We start from the raw sequence: 19,049 nt of genomic DNA, 5'->3' as shown, positions 1-19,049 counted from the left end.
CTATTGATTGTGTTTTACCGAATCGTTATTAGGCCATTAAGCTATTGAATTGACCACTAGTTTCTAGGTACAAGAATAATTGAACTTATTTCTGGCAATTGATCACCGTTAACTTCGGCTAATGAAAGCTTAAGTTTTACATTGGTTTCACCCAATAGTCGCTGGTCTATTTCTAAAACACCGATTTCTTTTTCTATAAACTTATTTTCATCTCCTGATGGAATCTTATGGCTTATTTTTTGGTCGCCAAGAGCTATTTCTATTGTTCCAGCCATTTTTTTGTTTGGAAGATAGCTGATCACAAGATTATAGCTGCCTGGACGTTGAACCTTAATATCCCAGTAGGCCTGGTCTGTTGCCAAAGACCAATTGCCAATGGCATTCGGTCGGTTAGGATCATGCGTTGTGGCACCTATCAATTTGATTCCACCACTACCTTGTAATTTCGCATTGTTCGCAGTAAGCACTATCCGCCCATCCGCTGAGGTTTGAACAGCGTTTTCAGCCACTTTAAGTGGTCCAATTAGTTTAGCTACAATAACCTGTGGCCACTGTATTGCCTTATTTTCAGGTATGTTAATGATTTTAGTCCCCTGCCCTTCCTGTATCGATAGTTTGTGCCGGGGTGATTGAAGAAGGTAAGCCTCCTTTAGTGGGCTTGCTAATGGCACGGAAATCTGACCATCTTTAGGACGATCGAACACATGGAAATACAACTTATCATTTTTCTGGGTACAATATCCCCAATCCAAAGTCTGAAAGGGGCTCGCAGTCGTCCCATAGATAGATTCGCCATTGATTTTCATCCAATCTCCGATGCTATGCAACAATTTAACTGCTGGCTCTGGGATAGTACCCGCCGCGTCTGGTCCAACGTTCAATAGGAAATTACCGCCTTTACTTACAGTTTCCAGAAATAAGCGCATGATTTGATCATAGGATTTCCACTTACTGTCATGGTTGCTAAAACCATAGCTTTCGTTCATGGTATGGCTCACTTCCCAGTCCATGCCTGGAAGCCCTGTGGGTGGAATGTATTTTTCAGGTGTACCAATATCACCATTTTTATTCTCTAAACCATTCCAAAAACGATTGTTAACAATAATATCCGGCTGCCATTTGAGAAGATCTTTCAGGATACGCTTGGTTCCCCAAGTCTCACCTTGTCGGTTCTTAGAACTAAAATCCAACCATAATATATCCAATTTTCCATAATTGGTTGCTAATTCTTTAATCTGTTGGTAAAGGTATTCCTTATAAACCTTACGATCGGGTATATGATCTTTCAATTCGCTATTGAACTGTTTTCCCTCGTAGGAATCAGGATGCTGCCAGTCCAATAGTGAATAATATGCACCAACTTTAAGCCCCTTCTTGTGAAAGGCTTGTACGATATCCCCGTAAAGATCTCTCCCTTTGGGTGATATATTTGTTCCACCGGTGATGGTATTCGAAACTGAAAATGGCTGTTTGCTATTGAAAAGACTGAATCCTTCATGGTGGCGGGAAGTCAAAACCACATACTGCATTCCCGCATTTTTTGCAAGTGTTGCCCATTCATTCGCATTCAATTTGGCTGCTGTAAATTTTGGTTTCAATTCTGTTGCATAACTTTTACTCGGTACCGTCGCCCATGTCTGTATCCATTCTGCATAATGCTGCGGGTATTGCTTACCTTGCCAGCTCCCACCGGCCGCGCTGTAAAGCCCCCAATGAATAAACATGCCAAAGCGTGCTTTACGAAACCATTCCATTCGATGGTCTTTTGTCTTGGACCACTCATCCAGCCCCTCGTAAGGTTGACTATCGACTTGTCCATAACCTTTTATAACAAAGAAAAATAAGATCGATAATACCTTATATTTTAAAACTTTATACATATCACATATATTAATTATCAGAACAGCTCCTAATGTCCCTATTTATAGAGCGGTTATTTTTTATACACTAATGTTATCCCCCATTTGCTTCGCATCTGGGGGATTAACAAAAGCTCCCTACAGAAATAACTTATTGCCAACCGGGATTATTGGGTAGCAGATTTGCATTTTTGCTGGTTTCAGAAAAAGGAATTGGAATCAAATACATTTTCTCCGTAAATACGATTGGATTGGGATCAATAGCCAAATATTGGTAAGTAAAGGTACCGTCTGCATTCTTAGTAATAAATACGCCTGTGCCTTTTTTCCCATGTAATACTGAACCAGCAACCTTCCAACGTCTCAGGTCAAAGTACCTCTTTTCCTCAAAACAGAGCTCTACGTAACGCTCATTGCGAATCAGTTCGCGCATTTGCTCTTTTGTCAGGCTGCCTTGTGGAATATTGGAGCTGATACCTGCACGATTGCGTATCGTGTTGATCGCTGTATATACGGAGGCATCGGGATTTGAAAGCGCCTCATTCTGAGCCTCAGCGAAGTTTAGCAGGACCTCCGCGTATCGAAGCTCGATCCAGGGCTGCGTGCTTCCATAACCATAGGAATAGAGGGTGTTTTCCTGATTAACTGATTTAATCCTATAGTATCCCGTGATGGTATTATAAATTTTTGTTGCAGGATTTGCATCGAAATCTTGTCCCCCTTTATAGGTTTCTACCGTAATTTCCTGTAGCGGTGGACCAGAAGTTGTCCCTTTCATCTTGCTACCATTGTAAGCAATAGCAGCATAAAACCGTTGATCTCTTCCGACATAGGGATTTTGGGCATTATAGCCGGATCCAGCTTCCGTTATTTGTTTTCCATTTGCCATTGGGAATGCATCGACAAGTTCCTGTGTTGGTGAACATTGGCCTGCGTCATTATTTGCCAGTCGCAGCGGTTTTACCAGTGCATCCAACCCATGATGTTTATCGGGCATCTTGTATTGAACCTCAAACAAGGATTCCTTATTGGCGACCTGCCAAAGTGTTTTTAGATTTTGATGTAAGGTAAACTTCCCGCTTTCGATAACAAGTTTGCTAGCCGCTGCTGACTTTGACCATAATGTGGGATCGTTGGATGTGTTGAACAATGGGCTTGCCGCAAACAATAAAGCGCGTGCCTGTAACCCTTTTGCAGCCCATTTTGAAGCTTTGCTTGGTGAAACATCAGTAGGCAGCATGGCATAGGCGTTTTCCAGATCTTCAACAATAAAATCAAATGTTTCTTTAATGGAATTTCTCTTTACAAGTAAATCATCGGATAATGTCTGCGCTTGCCTAATAATCGGAACTCCACCATAACGCTTGGCTAGTCCAAAATAATGCAATGCTCGCAAAAAATAGGCTTCACCCTTGATGCTACTTTTGCGATCTGCAGGTACTGGACTACCGTCGATACGTGCTAATAGTTCATTGATTCGACGAATGCGCTGATAGCTACCTGCCCAGTTATCCATAGGACAATTTGTTTCATCCCACTCGCCTACCAAAACATTGTTTGGAGCTTGCCCAGGATAATTGCTGCGCGCTTCATCCGTAATGTTGTTATACAGATTATAATCCCAGCCTGGGACATCTTGGTACATTCCAGCCACATAAGCTTCGATTAACTTGGTATCTTTCCAAACATCGTCTGAAGTGATAGCACCGGGATTAGCGGGGTCCAACATACCGCTCTTGCAGGAATGGAACAACAATATCGTCCATGCGACAAAAATAAATTTGAATATTTTAGATTGAAATAGTCCCATTTTTTAAAGTGTAAGGTTAATGCCAAGATTGAAGTTCTGTTGTTGTGGATAATAGAGTCCATTGCTCGCTGATACCTCTGGGTCAAATTGTTTTATTTGACTCCAGGTCAGGAGGTTGAAACCTGACAAATAGACTCTTATTTTGCTAATGCCATTTTTGTGCAACCAGGTATTATCTAATGTATAGCCAAGGCTAGCACTTTTAAGTCGGACATACCCTGCACCTTTAAGCCAGAAAGTCGAATTTCTATTATTGATCGATCTTGCATCCGTCCAAGCTATTGGGTATTCAGCATTGATATTATCTGGGGTCCATGAGTCTTCCAAATAGGCAAAGTTGCCTGAGGATCCTCCGCCAGCATACAACACACGGCCTGTGCCCTGAATCATCAGATTACGCTGTGCGGCGCCTTGAACCAAAAAGTTAAGATCAAACTGCTTCCAGCTTAAGGTACTCGACAGTCCGAACATCATACGGGGTGTATTGTTGTAGTTGGAAATCACCTTTTGATCCTGGATATCAATTTGTCCATTGCCATTGATATCAACATATCTGAGATCCCCGGCCAAAGACTTTTGTCCAAATTGTTGACCTCCAAACCATTGATCGGCCTCTTCTTGAGTCCGGAAAATGCCATCGGTCTCGTAGCCGGATCTAAATCCATAAACTCGTCCCAATTGGCGCTGATAGTCCAAAGCTGTGACTGGATCATCAATTTTCGTTACTTTATTTACAACATGGCTAATATTGAAATTAAAGTTCGCATTGACAGCACCTATTTTCTCGCGATATCCCAGTGATGCTTCCCAGCCACGGTTTCTCATTTTACCATAGTTTTCAGTGGGCAAATCTCTTCCGAATGTAGCGGGCACAGACAAGGCTCTCGCCATAAGGATATCTTTGGTATTCCGAATAAAGTATTCAAAATTTAAATTGACTTTTGAATTCAATAAAGCTGCGTTAATCCCAAAATTGGTACTCTGCTGTTTTTCCCAAGTTATCGCTGCATTTGGATAGACTCCATAATTTAATCTCGGTGTAGAGCTGCCATCTAAAATAGGACCAGAAGCAGAAACAATACTATAATTATCCAGAAATTGAAACGCTTGAACACGGTCATTACCCGTCAAACCTGTTGAACCAAAAAACTTAAGATAAGACACTACATTATTTATTGGGCTATCCTTAAAAAACGGTTCCTCTGACATTACCCAACCCGCAGAAATGGCTGGAAAAAATCCCCAGCGGCTTCTTACGGGGAAACGATAAGAGCCGTCCGAACGGAATACTCCTTCCAGTAAATAGCGATCAGCAAAATTGTAATTGACCCGACCGATCACGCTGCGACGTGCATCAGTAATTATTCCGTTTCCACCTAAGTTCTGATTTTCAGTCCCAGATGCAAATAGTTCATCTTTGATGTTGGAAAGAAACTGCTGCCTGTAAGCGAAAAATGTATTCCCGGTAGAGTTATACTCTTCGTAAACCAAAACTCCCCTAACTTCATGTTTGCCAAATTTGCGGTCATAGTTGACAGAAAGGTTATAAAACTGTTGGTCGCTTTCCTGGTACCTTTGATTAAGGGAAGTTTGATTTCCAACGAGCTTAGTCCCCGTCACCTGACCCGCAGGATTAACATCGTACATCGTATAAGGGGTAAAGAAGGTTTTATTGAATAGACGGTCTTTATAAATAGAATATAGGCCGTTTAGACTCAAACCTTCTGTTATAAAAGACAGCTTATGCTCAAAGGATAGTGAACCCTGAAATACATTCCATACATTGCGATTATATCCTGTTGACTCATACATTGCTACAGGATGTTCTCCTGTGGTATTAAAATATGAACCATCCGAATTGAGAATAGAATAAGTCGGATTTTGCCTTAAGACTGCTGCAAAAATAGATCCGGCATCAAATCCAGGATTATTGCTATTTTCCTGGCGGCCTTCAAGCCCCAGTTTTACTACCAAATTTTTGTTTATGCGTGCATCGGTATTACTTCGGAAATTATAGCGTTTAAAATTGATATTATCATACATACCATCCTGATCAAAAATACCAACTGACGCAAAATACTTGATTACCTCTGTGCCGCCATTGACTGAAACATTTTGATCATGCTGCATGCTATTTTTTTTGAATGTAGCATCATACCAAACATTTTCATCTCCTCTTGACTGAAAGTCAGTAAGCTGATCTTCTGAGTAAAATAGACCTGCGTGATTTGGATTAGCGGGATCATAACTCATATTTTTCAAGGCCTTGTTCCTTAAGGATGCAAATTGATAGGCTGACATTAATTTGGGATAATTGGTAGGCTGCTGTTTACCGATCATGCCAGAATATGTAATGACAGGTTTCCCCATTTTACCTCTTTTCGTCGTGATCAGAAAGACCCCATTTGCTGCTCTGGCACCATACACACTTGCTGCTGATGCATCTTTAAGTACGGTAATACTCTCTATTTCGTCAGAGCCAATGTTGCCAAATCCATCATAACGCACGACACCATCTATAACAACTAATGGTGAATTGTCATTAAGGGTGGTGATACCGCGAATCTGAAGATTTGACCCAGAACCCGGCGTTCCATTTGGTGTAGTGGATATGACTCCCGGGATATTGCCTGCTATGGCGTTGGTAATATTGGAGGTTGGGATCTGCCGCAATACATCTCCTGAAACGCTGGAAATAGACCCTGTTACAGTAGATTTCTTTTGAGATCCATAACCTACCACAACAACTTCTTCTAAGGCATTATCTGAAACCTTAAGACGGACCTGCATAGTCGATCGGTCTACTACAACGGTTTGTTGTTCGTACCCGATAGCCGAAACGATCAATGTAGCTCCTATTTCAACGTCCAATTTAAAACTACCATCAGTAGAAGTAGAAGTGGCCGTTTTAGGATTCTTTTTATCTGAAACTGTTGCTCCGGCTATTGGTTCGCCCTTTTCATTAATGATAACCCCTTGAATTAATTGTAAAGAATAGATTGCATTTGTATTTGTGGCTAGCCTATTAAGGATAATCTGATTCCCAAAGATCTCGTACTTGAGATCAAGTGGCTTCAATAGTTCATCTAAAAGTTCCTGTAAACTTTGGTCTTTGACATCGACAGAAGTTTTTGATTTGTTATCTACTAGAGATGACAGGTAACTAAATTTCACCCCACCAAGGGATTCAATCCGTCTTAAGATAACAGATAGACTTTCTTGCCGTGCCGTAAAGTTTACTTTTTTGTTCAATACCTCTTGTCCGAGGAGTGTGTTTGTTGCTCCTTCGGCAATGAGTGCACTGACTAAAAACGCATTTACAAAAGATAGTCTCATAAATAGTCTTTGTAATTGGTTATTTATCTTTTTGTTCATAAATTAGTGGTTGAAGTAAATACAATAGAAAGCCTGTACACATGCCTTGAATGTGTATAGATCTTTTTTCGGACGACGATGTTCCCGCATCGTCGTCTTATTTCGTAAGTAGGTTGAAATTTTACATAGGCTTATATATTTGGTTATTATCTTATTTCTTCTCTACTCCCACTACAAGTGCCATCCACAACAATAGTCTGTTCTTCTATCTTGTAGCGCAATCCTGTTGTTCTGGAAATAATAAATAATTTATCATAGATAGAACCTTTTGGTAATGGTAAGGTTGCTTTGCACTGATTTAATTGATCCCTATCAAATCGAATTTTGATATCATACATATTGGAGAGACTATCTAATACGTAACTAAGTGATACATTTCTGAATACCAGTATATCATCGGCCATTTGTGGTGTAGTATAGGTAGATTCGTTTTCAAATTTGTCTTTTACAAATTGCCCGGTGCTGGAATTAAGTGTCAGCCTTTCTGAAGGCAATAACGTATACGGTTTACTTTCAGCTTCTTGAATACGGCCGACCTCCACCTTTCCACTCTTTACCGCCACTTGTTGTTTCTCCGTATACACATCTGCCAATACCCAAAAACTAGTCCCTACTACTTTTACATTAAAAAACGGTGTTTCAACGACAAACCTTCTTGTACTATCTTTAGCCACATCAAAAAATATGCGGCCACTAATGGATACTTCCCTTATTTTATCATTAAATAATGTTTTGCGTTTTAGTACTGCTCCTGGTTCTAGGCTTGCTTTTGTACCATCAGGTAAAAAAATAATTTTGGGAATCTTGCTCCTATTGACATAAACGTTATAGCCACGCTCCGATGCTAGATTAATAGATTTATGATCTTTATTGTTTACATAAAGTAGACTCCCATAAAACAATATAAAAAAAGCTATTGCAGCAGCTGTCCATTTATACCAAAGACTCGAAATGAATCTTTTGGGATGATGGGATTGAGATGATACCGTAAATTCGATCTGCTCCCAGATCTGATCCTTCATTTCTATAATCTGTTTGGTTGGTTGATGGATCTTGTTTAGGCGTTCAACTATAGCCTTAGCACGTAGCATATTGTCCTCGTCTTGTGGATTATTAGCTAGCCATTCGGACCAATAGCGGCTTCGATCTTCATTCGGTTCATTTACCCATTTAATAAATTGGTTGTCTTTCAAGTAATCTTCTACTTCCATTCTTAATATTTAAGCATAAATTCGTTGGTCTATATACTATAGTGTATCATTGTATGCTTTTATACTCACCTATTTCTGCTTTTTTTTTATTTTTTTATGTGGGTATCCTCATTCATTGGTTTTTTATGCAAAAAAACAATGAATATTTTAGACGTACACAGTTAAAAAAATGCATTTACAAAAAAGGAAGTATATATATTGCCAGGATCGCTTGCTTTATATGTGCAAACGGGATATAAAAAAGCCAGACAGACTTAGTAAAATATGGAGTAGACTACGTAGACGTATGAGTGCGCGTTGCAGCAGATTTGAAACCGACTGGTAATTTACACTCAATAAAGTAGATATTTCTGTAATAGAGTAAGAGAGGTAAAAATAGAGATAAATGACCTCCCGCTGCCTCGGAGCCAATTGATGAAGAGTATCTTCTAATTTGTTCAGTTTATTCTCTTTATCATTGATAAGTTCTAGCAGGTCCTGATCAACTAATTCTTCATTAAATTCATATTTAATAATTCGCTTCTCATTCCTCTTTAATGTAGCTAATAACTTGTAACGAAAAGACTTAAAGAGGTAAAACTTAACGGATCCTACATTGGCCAAACGCTCCCGTGTACTCCAAAGTTCAACAAATAAATCGTGCATCACGTCACGTATAAGATCCTCATCATGGTGGATTTTAAATCCGTAGGCTATAATATCGGTCGCAAATAAATGGTAGATTTCGGAAAATGCGTCATAGCTTCCTCCTTTGAATTCCGTCCATAATTTTTGCTCCCCAACAGTATTGCTCACGCCTAATCGCCTTTTAATTTATTAATTAACACTCAAACCACTATTAACCAAGTGCATATAAATAAATATTCCACTCACAAAATCAAACAAGTGTTATATTTGTAGGAACAAAATATTTATAAATATTATCATTTTCAAATTTAAATAATACGCAAACGTTTGCGTTGTTTTTACTGCAGTAAAAAAACCTACTCCAAGGTTGTTAGTTACAATAAGTAGAATTCGTTAAGGGGCGTAGATTAGGTTTTGTAGCTTGAATAGATAGTAAATCATGTCAAGACTATTATTGCAGCAGCATTATTAACAGATTTCTCAATCGTATTGTATTTTCAGACGAATGATTCTTTAGTTTACAGGAGAGACGATTTTGACTACTGATAATTTCTCTTTAAGAAGGGCGCAATATTTTCAAAGCAATTATCACGAATATTACTGAACAACAGATAGGTGATAAGTATATCTTTTCATTATTTTTCTAATTTCTATATGTTGTATCATCTTCATTCGTTTACAATTCCTGAATTTTCGTTTATTGTTGGAGCAATTCATAAGTCCAGCTTAATTCGGCTAAGGTTTCGTCGTCTAAGCTTTTATTTTCTATAATCTGCTTTTCTATTTTTACAGAAAATGCTCGTCTTGTTGCTTTATTGGCTAACCAATTTATTACCTCCCCATCAATAGCTGGATTGGAAAAAGCATTTGTCAATCTATACGGACTTTGAGCATTGTACTCTATATCGTTCAAAACAAAATCTTTAAAATGTAGCAGACCTTCAATACTGTCTGTATTTTCCCATTCGTTCAGAAGCGGTTTTAGGTTGAAATTTGCAACACCAAACATGACCAAATAAGTACCCACTCTTTCTCTTTCTGGAGAAAAGGGATAAAAGGTCAAACACTTTCTAAAATATAGTACTGAAAATTCAGTGAGCAACTGCATTTCCTCTTTGGCCCATTTTTCGGGCTTGTCAAGGTCTAATCTGGCAAATACGATTTCTGTTGAGTGACAAGGAAAATCAAAGTTATTTGCAAGCTCCACTACTCTTGGTAAGAAATGTTTCATTTCCCACAATTCTCTATCCGAATAATTTCTTGCAGATCGGTAATAAGCAGCCTCCAATAATTCACTTGATACTGTTCATAATGGTGTATTTATCAATCTTGATTCCTCCTCAGCGGTTACACAACAAACTTTGCATACATGCAAAGTTTTCCCAATGACATATTTCTCAAATAGGCTGTATGATTTTTCTATAAGCTCGTGAAGGTTCATTTGGTTTTCAAAAATTTAACTTTGGGTAAGTCATGCATTTGAATGCTTCTATCCAGATAACTCTTTTCATTGCTACTCTAGCAACAAGTCTTGCAATAGTACTTTGTTAATTTCCTTTTGTCGGTGGAACATCAGATGCATCTGATTTTGAATAGTTTTCTAAATATTTTAAGATATCAAATTTAAAATTGTCACAAACATATATTTTTAGAATTGCATAGTTGAAATAGTTATCTATCTCTTTTGTAAAATTGGAAATAAAATTTTGCTTACTTTTCTCGTCAAATGAGTCAAAAATAAATGTCAGTTTTGTAGAATTTTCATCAATTCCTTCAATGTTAACTTTCCATTTAAGTATTCCTTTCTTGGAAAAAGACTCATGAATCATTGGTTTTATTGGATATTTAAGTGTTTCCTTATTATATTCACCCTTGTAAAGCATGATTATGTTAGATTCAAAAGATTTCTCTCGAATTGTTTTTTTGTATAAATTTAAATCGGTAAAGATGTTGGCTGAAACATAGTTTTTGTTCTCTGTAAGGTAAATAGTCGCAATATTTTCGTTTCGGCTTATAGAATCAACTTTCGTTTCTTTCAAACTATACTGAAGCATGGAAGAATCGTTGAAATTATCAAAATAGCGTACAACTTTCTTTAGTGGTAACTTTATCGTTTCTGTTTGACTGTTATTGACAATTTCTTGTCCATATAAACTTAAGTTTGAAATAGATAAAAAAATTGCGATAACTACTATAAAACTGAAATTTGTATTTTGTTTCATTTTTTTGTCGGTTTGTCAAACATGCTCCAACTCACTTAATTGATACATGTTTTTCAGTGCTTAATTGTTTATTTGCACTTCAAATTTAAAGTATCTCTTCTATAACACGCCAAAAGGATTTATGATTCGCTGGCTTTGGTTTACGATTTGCTACATGAGCAATTGTAGACGGATTTTTTATTCAGGCGAGTTTTCCGACGGGTATCCCCTGCTAGGCACAACATTTATAACCTCAGATTGGGAGAATGTGGGTATATGATCTAAATATAATATTGGAATTCGTCTTTTTGTTCTTTGACTTTTTGCATATTAGCAATCGGAAAAGCAAAACATTTAAGTTAGTAAAACTTAAAAATACCAATGAATATGGAAAGAACTTATAACGGCACCTCTATCCTTGATGAGACCCCAACCGGATATCATATCACAATACCCGTAAAAAAACATTTGCCTGTTATTATTTTCCTTACTTTGTGGCTGGTTGGTTGGCTGATGGCAATTAACTTTTTTGGCTCTTCGTTCGGTAATGATTTTCATAATATTATAAATGGAAAATTGGGGTTTGATAGCTTGTTTACAATGGTTTGGCTCGTCTTTGGAGGAGCAGCTGGCTTGTTTGTGATTAAAACTTTGGTCTGGTATCTAATTGGACAGGAGATCATTATGATCGACCACCAACAAATAAGTATTGCTAGAAAAAATGATGTGTTCTTCAGGCCGAGAATATACGATCTAACAGAAGCAAAGAGATTCCATGTTAAGGAAGAGCATCTTGAGTTTTCCTTTTTGGGTCAGCGAAATGATCTGTCATTGTTTAGGAACAGGGGTTCTATTCGATTTGAATATGGTCTGAGAACGATAAAATTTGCGAATGATATGGATCAAGCTGAGGCAAACCATATCTTGGAAACCTTAAGATCGTCGGGGTATCTGACTGCCGCTAATTTTGATTAAATATTGATATTTAAATTGGAACTGTTTCCTTCGCCCATCTACTTTGATGTAACAGAGTGAAGAAAAATCGGAGGATCTAAACAAAATAGAGAACATACAGGGATCTATCAATAATCAATTTGCTAAAGTTGTGGTACTCGCAAATGGATTGTATCATCCAAAACTTAGTATTAGAAAAAACCGGATCCTAACACATCATGAAGCAACCAAACTTTTCAAATTTCCCGGTATTAGAGACCAATAAATTGGTTCTTCGTAGGCTTTTATTGAATGACGCAAAAGAAATCTATCAGCTGCGTTCGGACATTGAAGTCGCTGCGCTGACGGGAAGGACAGCATGTGCAAGCATCGACGAGGCTATTGCATATATCGATAAGATTGATAATATGATCAATAAAAATGAATGTATATTTTGGGCAGTGTCCTATCGGGGAAACCCGGCTTTGATTGGAGCAGCATGCCTTTGGAACTTTGATATTACAAAAGGTACAGTAGAAATCGGGTATGAACTGCTCGAAAAGTTTCATGGTAGAGGAATTATGGGAGAGGTTATTGAGCGGATACTCACATATGCATTCGACGTCATGGGCGTTGAAACAATAATCGCATTCCCTTCTGGTGACAACCCTTCTTCCCTGAGGCTGCTAAAAAGACTTGGTTTTGAACAAGTTCCACTTCATTTTAAAAATACACACATCAATGTTCCAAATATGCTCACCTATATCCTATCCCGTCCAACATAAATGTTGGCTCAACAATTTTAACTATTTAAAAGATACATTATATTTATTTAAAAGTAATATCATCAGGTAAGCCCACCACAAGAAATGACAGAACTAGAAAAATACCTTGCAGACTTTAAAGAAGCTGTTGTAAACGTATATCCTATTTCGGATAAGGCATTTAATTTGTTGGCAGAAACGGTGTACATTCAGCAGTTTAAAAAAAATGAAGTTTTACTAAGGGAAGGGCATGTCGCTAATGACATCTTCTTTGTTTGTAAAGGTGCACTAAACTCTTATTTTATAGATGAAAAAGGAGCTATCTGGAATAAATGGATTTATTTGGAGAGAGATTTTGCGAGCACCAGATTTTCGGCAATCATAAAAACACCAAATGAATTCACACTGCAAGCAATTGAAAACACCACGGTGGTATGTCTGCCCTATCATCAGACAAGAAAGGCTATTAATCAAAATGATGAATTAAAGAACCTGTACATTGCCTATCTGGAAAAAAAATGGATAGTCATTAATGAAGAAAGAGAAATTTCCTTACTTACCGAAAGTGCCACTGCAAGGTATCTAAAATTGTTGCAAGCACATCCGGGAATAGAGAACAGAATTCCACTACAATATATTGCTTCACACCTGAGCATTACCCCAACACAATTGAGCAGAATTCGGAAAGAACTAACCAGATAAAAAATCATTGTGCTCAACCTATTGAAAATGTGGGCTTAAAATCATGCTTTAATTTTGCCGTGAATATAATAGGTCAGGCAAAATTGGAATGTAAATATCGCATTCTTGATTTGTTGACAGTATCTATTAAGGGAAGTGAAGTATAGTGACCTGCATACCGGAGATGGAAACAAAAGATAAAAATAACCTTGTACTCAACCTATGTAAAGGGTATACTCGAAACCAAACTTTATTTTTGATTTTTATAAGCAATAAAAGAAGCAGATTATAGCATGTTAATTTGAAGTAGAGCACAGATTAATGCTAATTCAAGAGTCGAATATGAGCAAGTAATAACTAAAACTGATATTAAATTATGGAAACAATTTCTAAAACACTAAGAATATTTCTAACCGCACTTATTCTTGTAAATGTCGTTCTGATGGCCTGTGTAGCCTACTTTTTTTTAAACAACGAGCGCGGCTTAACCGCAGAAAGAATAGATATCAAGGACAGATCGGGGAAAAATCGTATCGTTATTGCAAACACAGATAACATTCCGCAACCCATTATCAAAGGGAAGACGTACAAAAGGGCTTACTCCCCTGCAGGTCTGATTTTCTATGATAAAAATGGCGACGAAAGAGGTGGTTTGGCGATTACTGATAATGAGGAGACTAATCTGAATGCACTAGCATTTGATTATCAGAATGCCGATGCCATCGGTATCTTGGCACAAGATAATAAACACGACAATTATTTCAGGGCTGGTCTATTGATTAATGACAAAGACCTATCCGGTAGGCCTGGACATAATATCAACCGTATTAACCTGCTAACTGAAAACGGGAATGCATCTTTGGTGATGAAAGATAATCATGAAGTACCGAGAATTATTTTAAAAGTTGACAGTCTAGGAAATCCTTCTATCGAAATGTTTGACAATAATGGAAAAATGAAATGGAAACAATAAGCTATAGTCCTTATCATAAATTGATAAGGACATGCTCGGGTTCAAAATTAGTCGCAGGAAGATAGCACTGCAACCTATCATGTCCATTTGTTTATAATGGTATTTTTTTTTTGCATCGGTTTTTCCTCACTCTTTCTATATTTTTAAACGGCCATTAACATTATCTATGGCTCCTATTAACATCCCTGTTGAACAAAAGTTCAAGAAACAAAGGATAAATTACGTCTCCAGAAAGTTAAAAATTGCCTTGCCGACCAATATTTATATTGAAATTCGTTTTTTTATTCTTTGACTTTTCGCATATTAGCCATTAAAAAAGGAAACTATTCAAGCAAGCACAATCTATTAAATACCAATAAATTATGGAGAGACCTTATAGGGGCATCGCAACTCTGCACGAAACCCCAAGTGGATATCATATCGCCGTCCCGGCAAAAAAACATTTACCTATTGTTATTATCTTTAGTTTGTGGCTGGTCGGTTGGATACTATCTATTATTTCTGTTAGCTCGTTGCTCGAAGATTTTTACGGCACCATAAATGGAAGTTTGGGCATCGAGGGTATGTTTATTATGGTATGGTTGGCCTTTTGGATAGCTGGTGGTTTATTTGTGATGAAAACTTTAATCTGGTACTTAATTGGACAGGAGATCATAATAATAGATCACGAACAAATAAGTATTGCTAGAAAAAATGATTTACTCTTCAGACAGAAGATATATGATCTACGGGAAGCAAAGAGATTTCACGTTGAGGAAGAACCTTTTGAGTTTGTTTTTTGGGGTCGACGCAATGATTTAGGCGTCTTTAGGAACAGAGGCACTATCCGATTTGATTATGGTTTGAAAACCATAAAATTTGCGAATGATATGGATGAAGCTGAAGCAAAACATATCCTGGAAAAACTAAGATCATCGGGGTATCTGACAGCCGCTAATTTTAATTAGATAGATATTCGAACAAAATCAATTTAAAAATCTAATCATTAAATTATATGGACTTAAGGGCGATAGAAAAAAACTATGAGAGAATGTCGGATAGCAAACTTATCGAAGTTATTACTACAAATGCACAGGGAATTCAGCCGGAGGTATTCGGAATCATAGAAAATGAAATTAGAAAGCGTAATCTCGACCCAAATCTTTTAAATGCAGTAATATCTCAAAATGAACACCATTCTCTAGAAGATATCTACCGTCATTCGGAACTACTGCGAGATTTGCCTTGCCCAATCTGTGACAATAGTCGAGATAAATTAAATGGAACGGTCTGCTACACTATCAAAAGCATTATAATTACCACATTTACCGCAACGAAGATAGTCATTGCTTGTCCGGATTGTTTGGATAAGCAAAATAGAAAAGCCATCATCTCATGTTCGCTCTTGGGCTGGTGGGGAATTCCTTTTGGCATACTGAAAACTCCAGTATACATTTACAGAAACTTAAAAGCAAAGGATGAAAATAGAACTAGCGATTCAAATGGCGCGCTCCTCTCATTTACGGCTGAGCATATCGGCCAAATAAAAGCTTTCGAAAATAATCCTGAAAAATTGAAGAACCTAATTAGAGATATGAAATATCTAGGCTTTTAACATATTTCAAAGCGAATCATAAAGTGCGCCCGCAGCTGCTTGAAGCAAATTTGGACTGATCCTTTCCTTAAAATTAGGCTCGATATATTCAAATCGTATCTCCCCTTTTTTGTTCAAGATAAATACTGATGGAACAGGAAGTAACATATCGGTATTTTTCCCACCACTTGTCTCGGGCAAAAATTTATGGTAGGCTATCGGCGCCTTAAATACAATTCCCATTTTTTTCGCCAACGACAGATCTGCATCTGATAGCAAAGTATATGTCAAATGCGCTTTGTCAATACTGGATTGAAGATTCCCCGGTTTATCCGTACTGACTGCAATAACCTGGTATCCTAATCCAATCAATTTTTTTTCGATCTCCTGTAGGCCTGAAAGCTGCAGGTTGCAATACGGACACCATCCACCCCGGTAAAATACCAATATGGTTGGTTTTTGAGAAATTGCTTTTCCTATGTCGATGGCGCCACCCTTGACATCTGTCAATTCTTGCTTGGGTATCATTTCTCCGATCAGCAGAGGGCTGATATCTTCAGCTTTTGCAGGATATTCCTGTGGATCTTGCTTGTTGGGTTGCGCTTGAGCAGAATTAATCATAAAAAAAGCTATCCCAAATAGAGTAATTATTATTTTTCGCATTGTTTGTTCATATTTTAATCTTGTTACTATTTATCCCTGAACGCAGAAATCGTATCTCCAGCATGCTGTTTGAAAAAGCGGCTGAAATGCGCTGGACTGATAAACCCCAATTGATAAGCTATCTCCTTGGCTGACCTATCCGTATAATTCAGGTAACGTTTGGCTTCTAGCATAATCCTCTTTTGTATAAGACTTGAAGGAGAAGGGAATTTCAATAAAGAAAAGACATTAGCAAGTGTCTTGGGCGATTTATTGAGCTCCCCTGCGTAAAAACGAACTTCATGTTCGGTTTTAAAATTACATTCCAAAAGAAGATTGAATTTTCGTATCAGATCCAATTTTTCATCGGTAAGCAGTGCATTACCAGCGGTCTGTTTTCTGGCTAGACGGGTGACACTGATAATAACCCGCTTGAGCAGCGTACGCAACATCTCGTTTTGCATCCGATCCCTAACCTGCATATCCGTTTCGCAAAACTGTCCTGTCAGCTGTATATCATCAATGTCCTGTTGCGAGAGCCCTATAAACATGGGATTGCTGATACCGTAAAACAGAAAGCCCACACAACCTACCTCCGCATCATGGTCAACAATACAGTAGAATTCCCGATTAAACTGCCAGGCGACCAATTGTTCAGGGTGTTCGAATCTAAAATTTTGGTTGGCCATCAATGGGAGTACAGTGTTCTTTGGAAAGGTATATTGTACCTCATCTATAAATGCCAGCTGATCTTCCTGAAAATTAAATACAATCGAATTTATCGTGCTGTCACGTAAAATTCCTGCATGGGTAAGTATTGACTTATCATTGCCAACCACAAAAGTTCCATTGGTCTTTTCGTTTACATATTCTAATTTCATCCTCTTCCTTTTGAACGTATCCAGTGGTATAAATTTAGTAAAGAATTATCCGGATTAAGCAATAAATGGACAGGCTTATCAATCTGAAAGAAACCCGTCCATTCAGTATATCTTAGTTAAGCGTAACCTTTACAATCTGCGGCAAAGTAGTAAATACATTTGGATTAGGTACCTCTTGAATGGATTTACTTTCCCCGAGGGACATACCTGAAAGATCAATCCGAATATTTGCCCCAGGATATTGGTCCCTTTTCGTCCCATTGTCATACAGAGATACCTCATCCGACACATCGCCCTTTCTTGTGGCATCGATACCATTACCCTTCGTAGCATAAAACCAGTCATTACTCAATCCGTACATGGTGGCGATCGCAATCCTATCCCCTTTTTCGATATCCAATTGCTGCATAACCTTACCTCCATTAGCATTGCCAATCTTTGGAAGAAGAACAGTACTCACTGACTCTTTTAGTACATAAACTTTCTTAACACCGGATTTGGACTGGAGTTTTGCTGCAAGTATGTCGGCATTGCCGGTCTGTGCCAGATCACTTAGTCCCTCCGCTCTGTCCTTCTCTCCTACTTTATAAAAGGGGTTTTCATTACCCTTATAAACAACAACGAGTACTGGAGAAAGTGGCGTAAAAATCCCAGTCATTCCACGAAGGTGTGCAGACATCATAGCATTGTCACCCATCTCGGCAATATTCGTAAGTCCATTTGCTGTGGGTTTACCTTTGGTATAAATCGGCATTTTTTCAAGGATATCTCCCCCTGGAGCATAGGAAACGGTCCACACTCCGGGACTAAAAGGTGTTTCATTAGCTGTACCACCACTCTTATTTTCGATCGTTAGCTTAAATTTAGAATCGCCCTGATAAGAAAGAGTCGCTTTCATCAATTGGGACGCGGGCAGGTACATATTTCCTTGGGCATCGCTTCCGTTTACTTCGGTTATATTGCCAGGACTTGGCTCAGCTGTTCCGGGGTGCACAACCTTTATGCCTGGCGCTTGATTGACCCGCGTTCCATTATCCCACAATTTGATCTGGGCGGATACATCTCCAGTCACAGGAGTTCCGTCTGCTTTATAGAGGGTTATGCCCGGATTTTCAGGCGCGAAGAAAAGGTCATTGCTCCAACCGTACATCGTTGCGAAAGAAAGTGCCTGCCCTGCGCCGGCATAAAACTCTATACTAATGGACTGTCCAGGGAAAATCACTGGAGGAGTACCTGTTCCCATAAAAGTTCCCGACTCGACGAGTGGCTTGGCATCCAAAACATTTTCTATGGTAATCGTATTGGACTGTACCTGTGGTATCATATCATCGTCGCTGCATGAAGCAAGCATGGCAATACCACATCCAAAGCAAAGAGCGTACGTTGCTGTCTGTCTAATTTTTTTGATTGAGCTCATAATTGTTTTATTTAAGATCTACAACAACAAAATTAGCTTCAACAATAGATTCGGGAAATATCGTCATTTCCCGAAGGCTTGTCCAGACTTCCCGAATTATAG

General features: G+C 38.2%; 16 protein-coding genes. 6 read left to right on the top strand and 10 right to left on the bottom strand.

Annotated features, from left to right (window positions below; genetic code table 11):
• Positions 1-56 precede the first annotated feature (56 nt).
• The 7 genes from ABFX33_RS14185 to ABFX33_RS14155 form a co-directional block, all read right to left on the bottom strand.
• Entirely contained in the window at positions 57-1,880 is a 1,824-nt protein-coding gene (locus tag ABFX33_RS14185) for an alpha-L-fucosidase (RefSeq protein ID WP_346086536.1), read from the bottom strand.
• Positions 1,881-2,010: 130 nt separating this feature from the next.
• The gene (locus ABFX33_RS14180) at positions 2,011-3,669 is read right to left on the bottom strand and encodes a RagB/SusD family nutrient uptake outer membrane protein (RefSeq protein ID WP_346086535.1); all 1,659 of its coding nucleotides are present in this window, start codon (positions 3,667-3,669) and stop codon (positions 2,011-2,013) included.
• Between the two features lie 3 nt (positions 3,670-3,672).
• Positions 3,673-7,005 carry a TonB-dependent receptor gene (locus tag ABFX33_RS14175; protein ID WP_346086534.1) on the bottom strand — a complete coding sequence of 1,111 codons (3,333 nt, stop codon included), beginning with the start codon at positions 7,003-7,005 and terminating at the stop codon, positions 3,673-3,675.
• Positions 7,006-7,190: 185 nt separating this feature from the next.
• Complete coding sequence (locus ABFX33_RS14170) at positions 7,191-8,255, bottom strand: FecR family protein (RefSeq protein WP_346086533.1); 1,065 nt, start codon at positions 8,253-8,255, stop codon at positions 7,191-7,193.
• 216 nt (positions 8,256-8,471) lie between these two features.
• Positions 8,472-9,050: an RNA polymerase sigma factor gene (locus ABFX33_RS14165; RefSeq protein ID WP_346086532.1), complete on the bottom strand. Its 579-nt coding sequence runs from the start codon at positions 9,048-9,050 to the stop codon at positions 8,472-8,474.
• 529 nt (positions 9,051-9,579) lie between these two features.
• Positions 9,580-10,113: a hypothetical protein gene (locus ABFX33_RS14160; protein WP_257090343.1), complete on the bottom strand. Its 534-nt coding sequence runs from the start codon at positions 10,111-10,113 to the stop codon at positions 9,580-9,582.
• A 316-nt stretch (positions 10,114-10,429) separates the two neighbouring features.
• Positions 10,430-11,104 carry a hypothetical protein gene (locus tag ABFX33_RS14155; RefSeq protein ID WP_257090342.1) on the bottom strand — a complete coding sequence of 225 codons (675 nt, stop codon included), beginning with the start codon at positions 11,102-11,104 and terminating at the stop codon, positions 10,430-10,432.
• A 366-nt stretch (positions 11,105-11,470) separates the two neighbouring features.
• On the opposite strand from ABFX33_RS14155, the gene ABFX33_RS14150 reads away from it, so the two are divergent.
• From ABFX33_RS14150 to ABFX33_RS14125, 6 genes are all read left to right on the top strand, one after another.
• Positions 11,471-12,058, top strand: a complete 588-nt coding sequence (locus tag ABFX33_RS14150) for a hypothetical protein (RefSeq protein ID WP_346086531.1) — start codon at positions 11,471-11,473, stop codon at positions 12,056-12,058.
• Positions 12,059-12,255: 197 nt separating this feature from the next.
• Positions 12,256-12,801, top strand: a complete 546-nt coding sequence (locus ABFX33_RS14145) for a GNAT family N-acetyltransferase (protein WP_346086530.1) — start codon at positions 12,256-12,258, stop codon at positions 12,799-12,801.
• Between the two features lie 84 nt (positions 12,802-12,885).
• Positions 12,886-13,482, top strand: a complete 597-nt coding sequence (locus tag ABFX33_RS14140; RefSeq protein WP_346086529.1) for a Crp/Fnr family transcriptional regulator — start codon at positions 12,886-12,888, stop codon at positions 13,480-13,482.
• A gap of 355 nt (positions 13,483-13,837) precedes the next feature.
• Positions 13,838-14,434, top strand: a complete 597-nt coding sequence (locus ABFX33_RS14135; protein WP_346086528.1) for a hypothetical protein — start codon at positions 13,838-13,840, stop codon at positions 14,432-14,434.
• Positions 14,435-14,796: 362 nt separating this feature from the next.
• Positions 14,797-15,381 carry a hypothetical protein gene (locus tag ABFX33_RS14130; protein WP_346086527.1) on the top strand — a complete coding sequence of 195 codons (585 nt, stop codon included), beginning with the start codon at positions 14,797-14,799 and terminating at the stop codon, positions 15,379-15,381.
• Positions 15,382-15,464: 83 nt separating this feature from the next.
• Positions 15,465-16,028: a hypothetical protein gene (locus ABFX33_RS14125; protein ID WP_346086526.1), complete on the top strand. Its 564-nt coding sequence runs from the start codon at positions 15,465-15,467 to the stop codon at positions 16,026-16,028.
• A 6-nt stretch (positions 16,029-16,034) separates the two neighbouring features.
• Here the strand turns inward: ABFX33_RS14125 and ABFX33_RS14120 are convergent, their stop codons facing one another.
• From ABFX33_RS14120 to ABFX33_RS14110, 3 genes are all read right to left on the bottom strand, one after another.
• Positions 16,035-16,628, bottom strand: coding sequence for a peroxiredoxin-like family protein (locus ABFX33_RS14120; RefSeq protein WP_346086525.1), 594 nt, complete (start codon positions 16,626-16,628; stop codon positions 16,035-16,037).
• 68 nt (positions 16,629-16,696) lie between these two features.
• Positions 16,697-17,530, bottom strand: a complete 834-nt coding sequence (locus ABFX33_RS14115; RefSeq protein WP_120257764.1) for a helix-turn-helix domain-containing protein — start codon at positions 17,528-17,530, stop codon at positions 16,697-16,699.
• A gap of 112 nt (positions 17,531-17,642) precedes the next feature.
• Complete coding sequence (locus ABFX33_RS14110; protein ID WP_346086524.1) at positions 17,643-18,947, bottom strand: spondin domain-containing protein; 1,305 nt, start codon at positions 18,945-18,947, stop codon at positions 17,643-17,645.
• Positions 18,948-19,049 lie beyond the last annotated feature (102 nt).

It is taken from the genome of Sphingobacterium ginsenosidimutans (assembly GCF_039536865.1).
In the GTDB taxonomy this organism is placed as follows: domain Bacteria; phylum Bacteroidota; class Bacteroidia; order Sphingobacteriales; family Sphingobacteriaceae; genus Sphingobacterium; species Sphingobacterium detergens.
The sequence above is the reverse complement of the archived record's forward strand: the minus strand, read 5'-3'. Positions and strand labels throughout refer to the sequence as shown.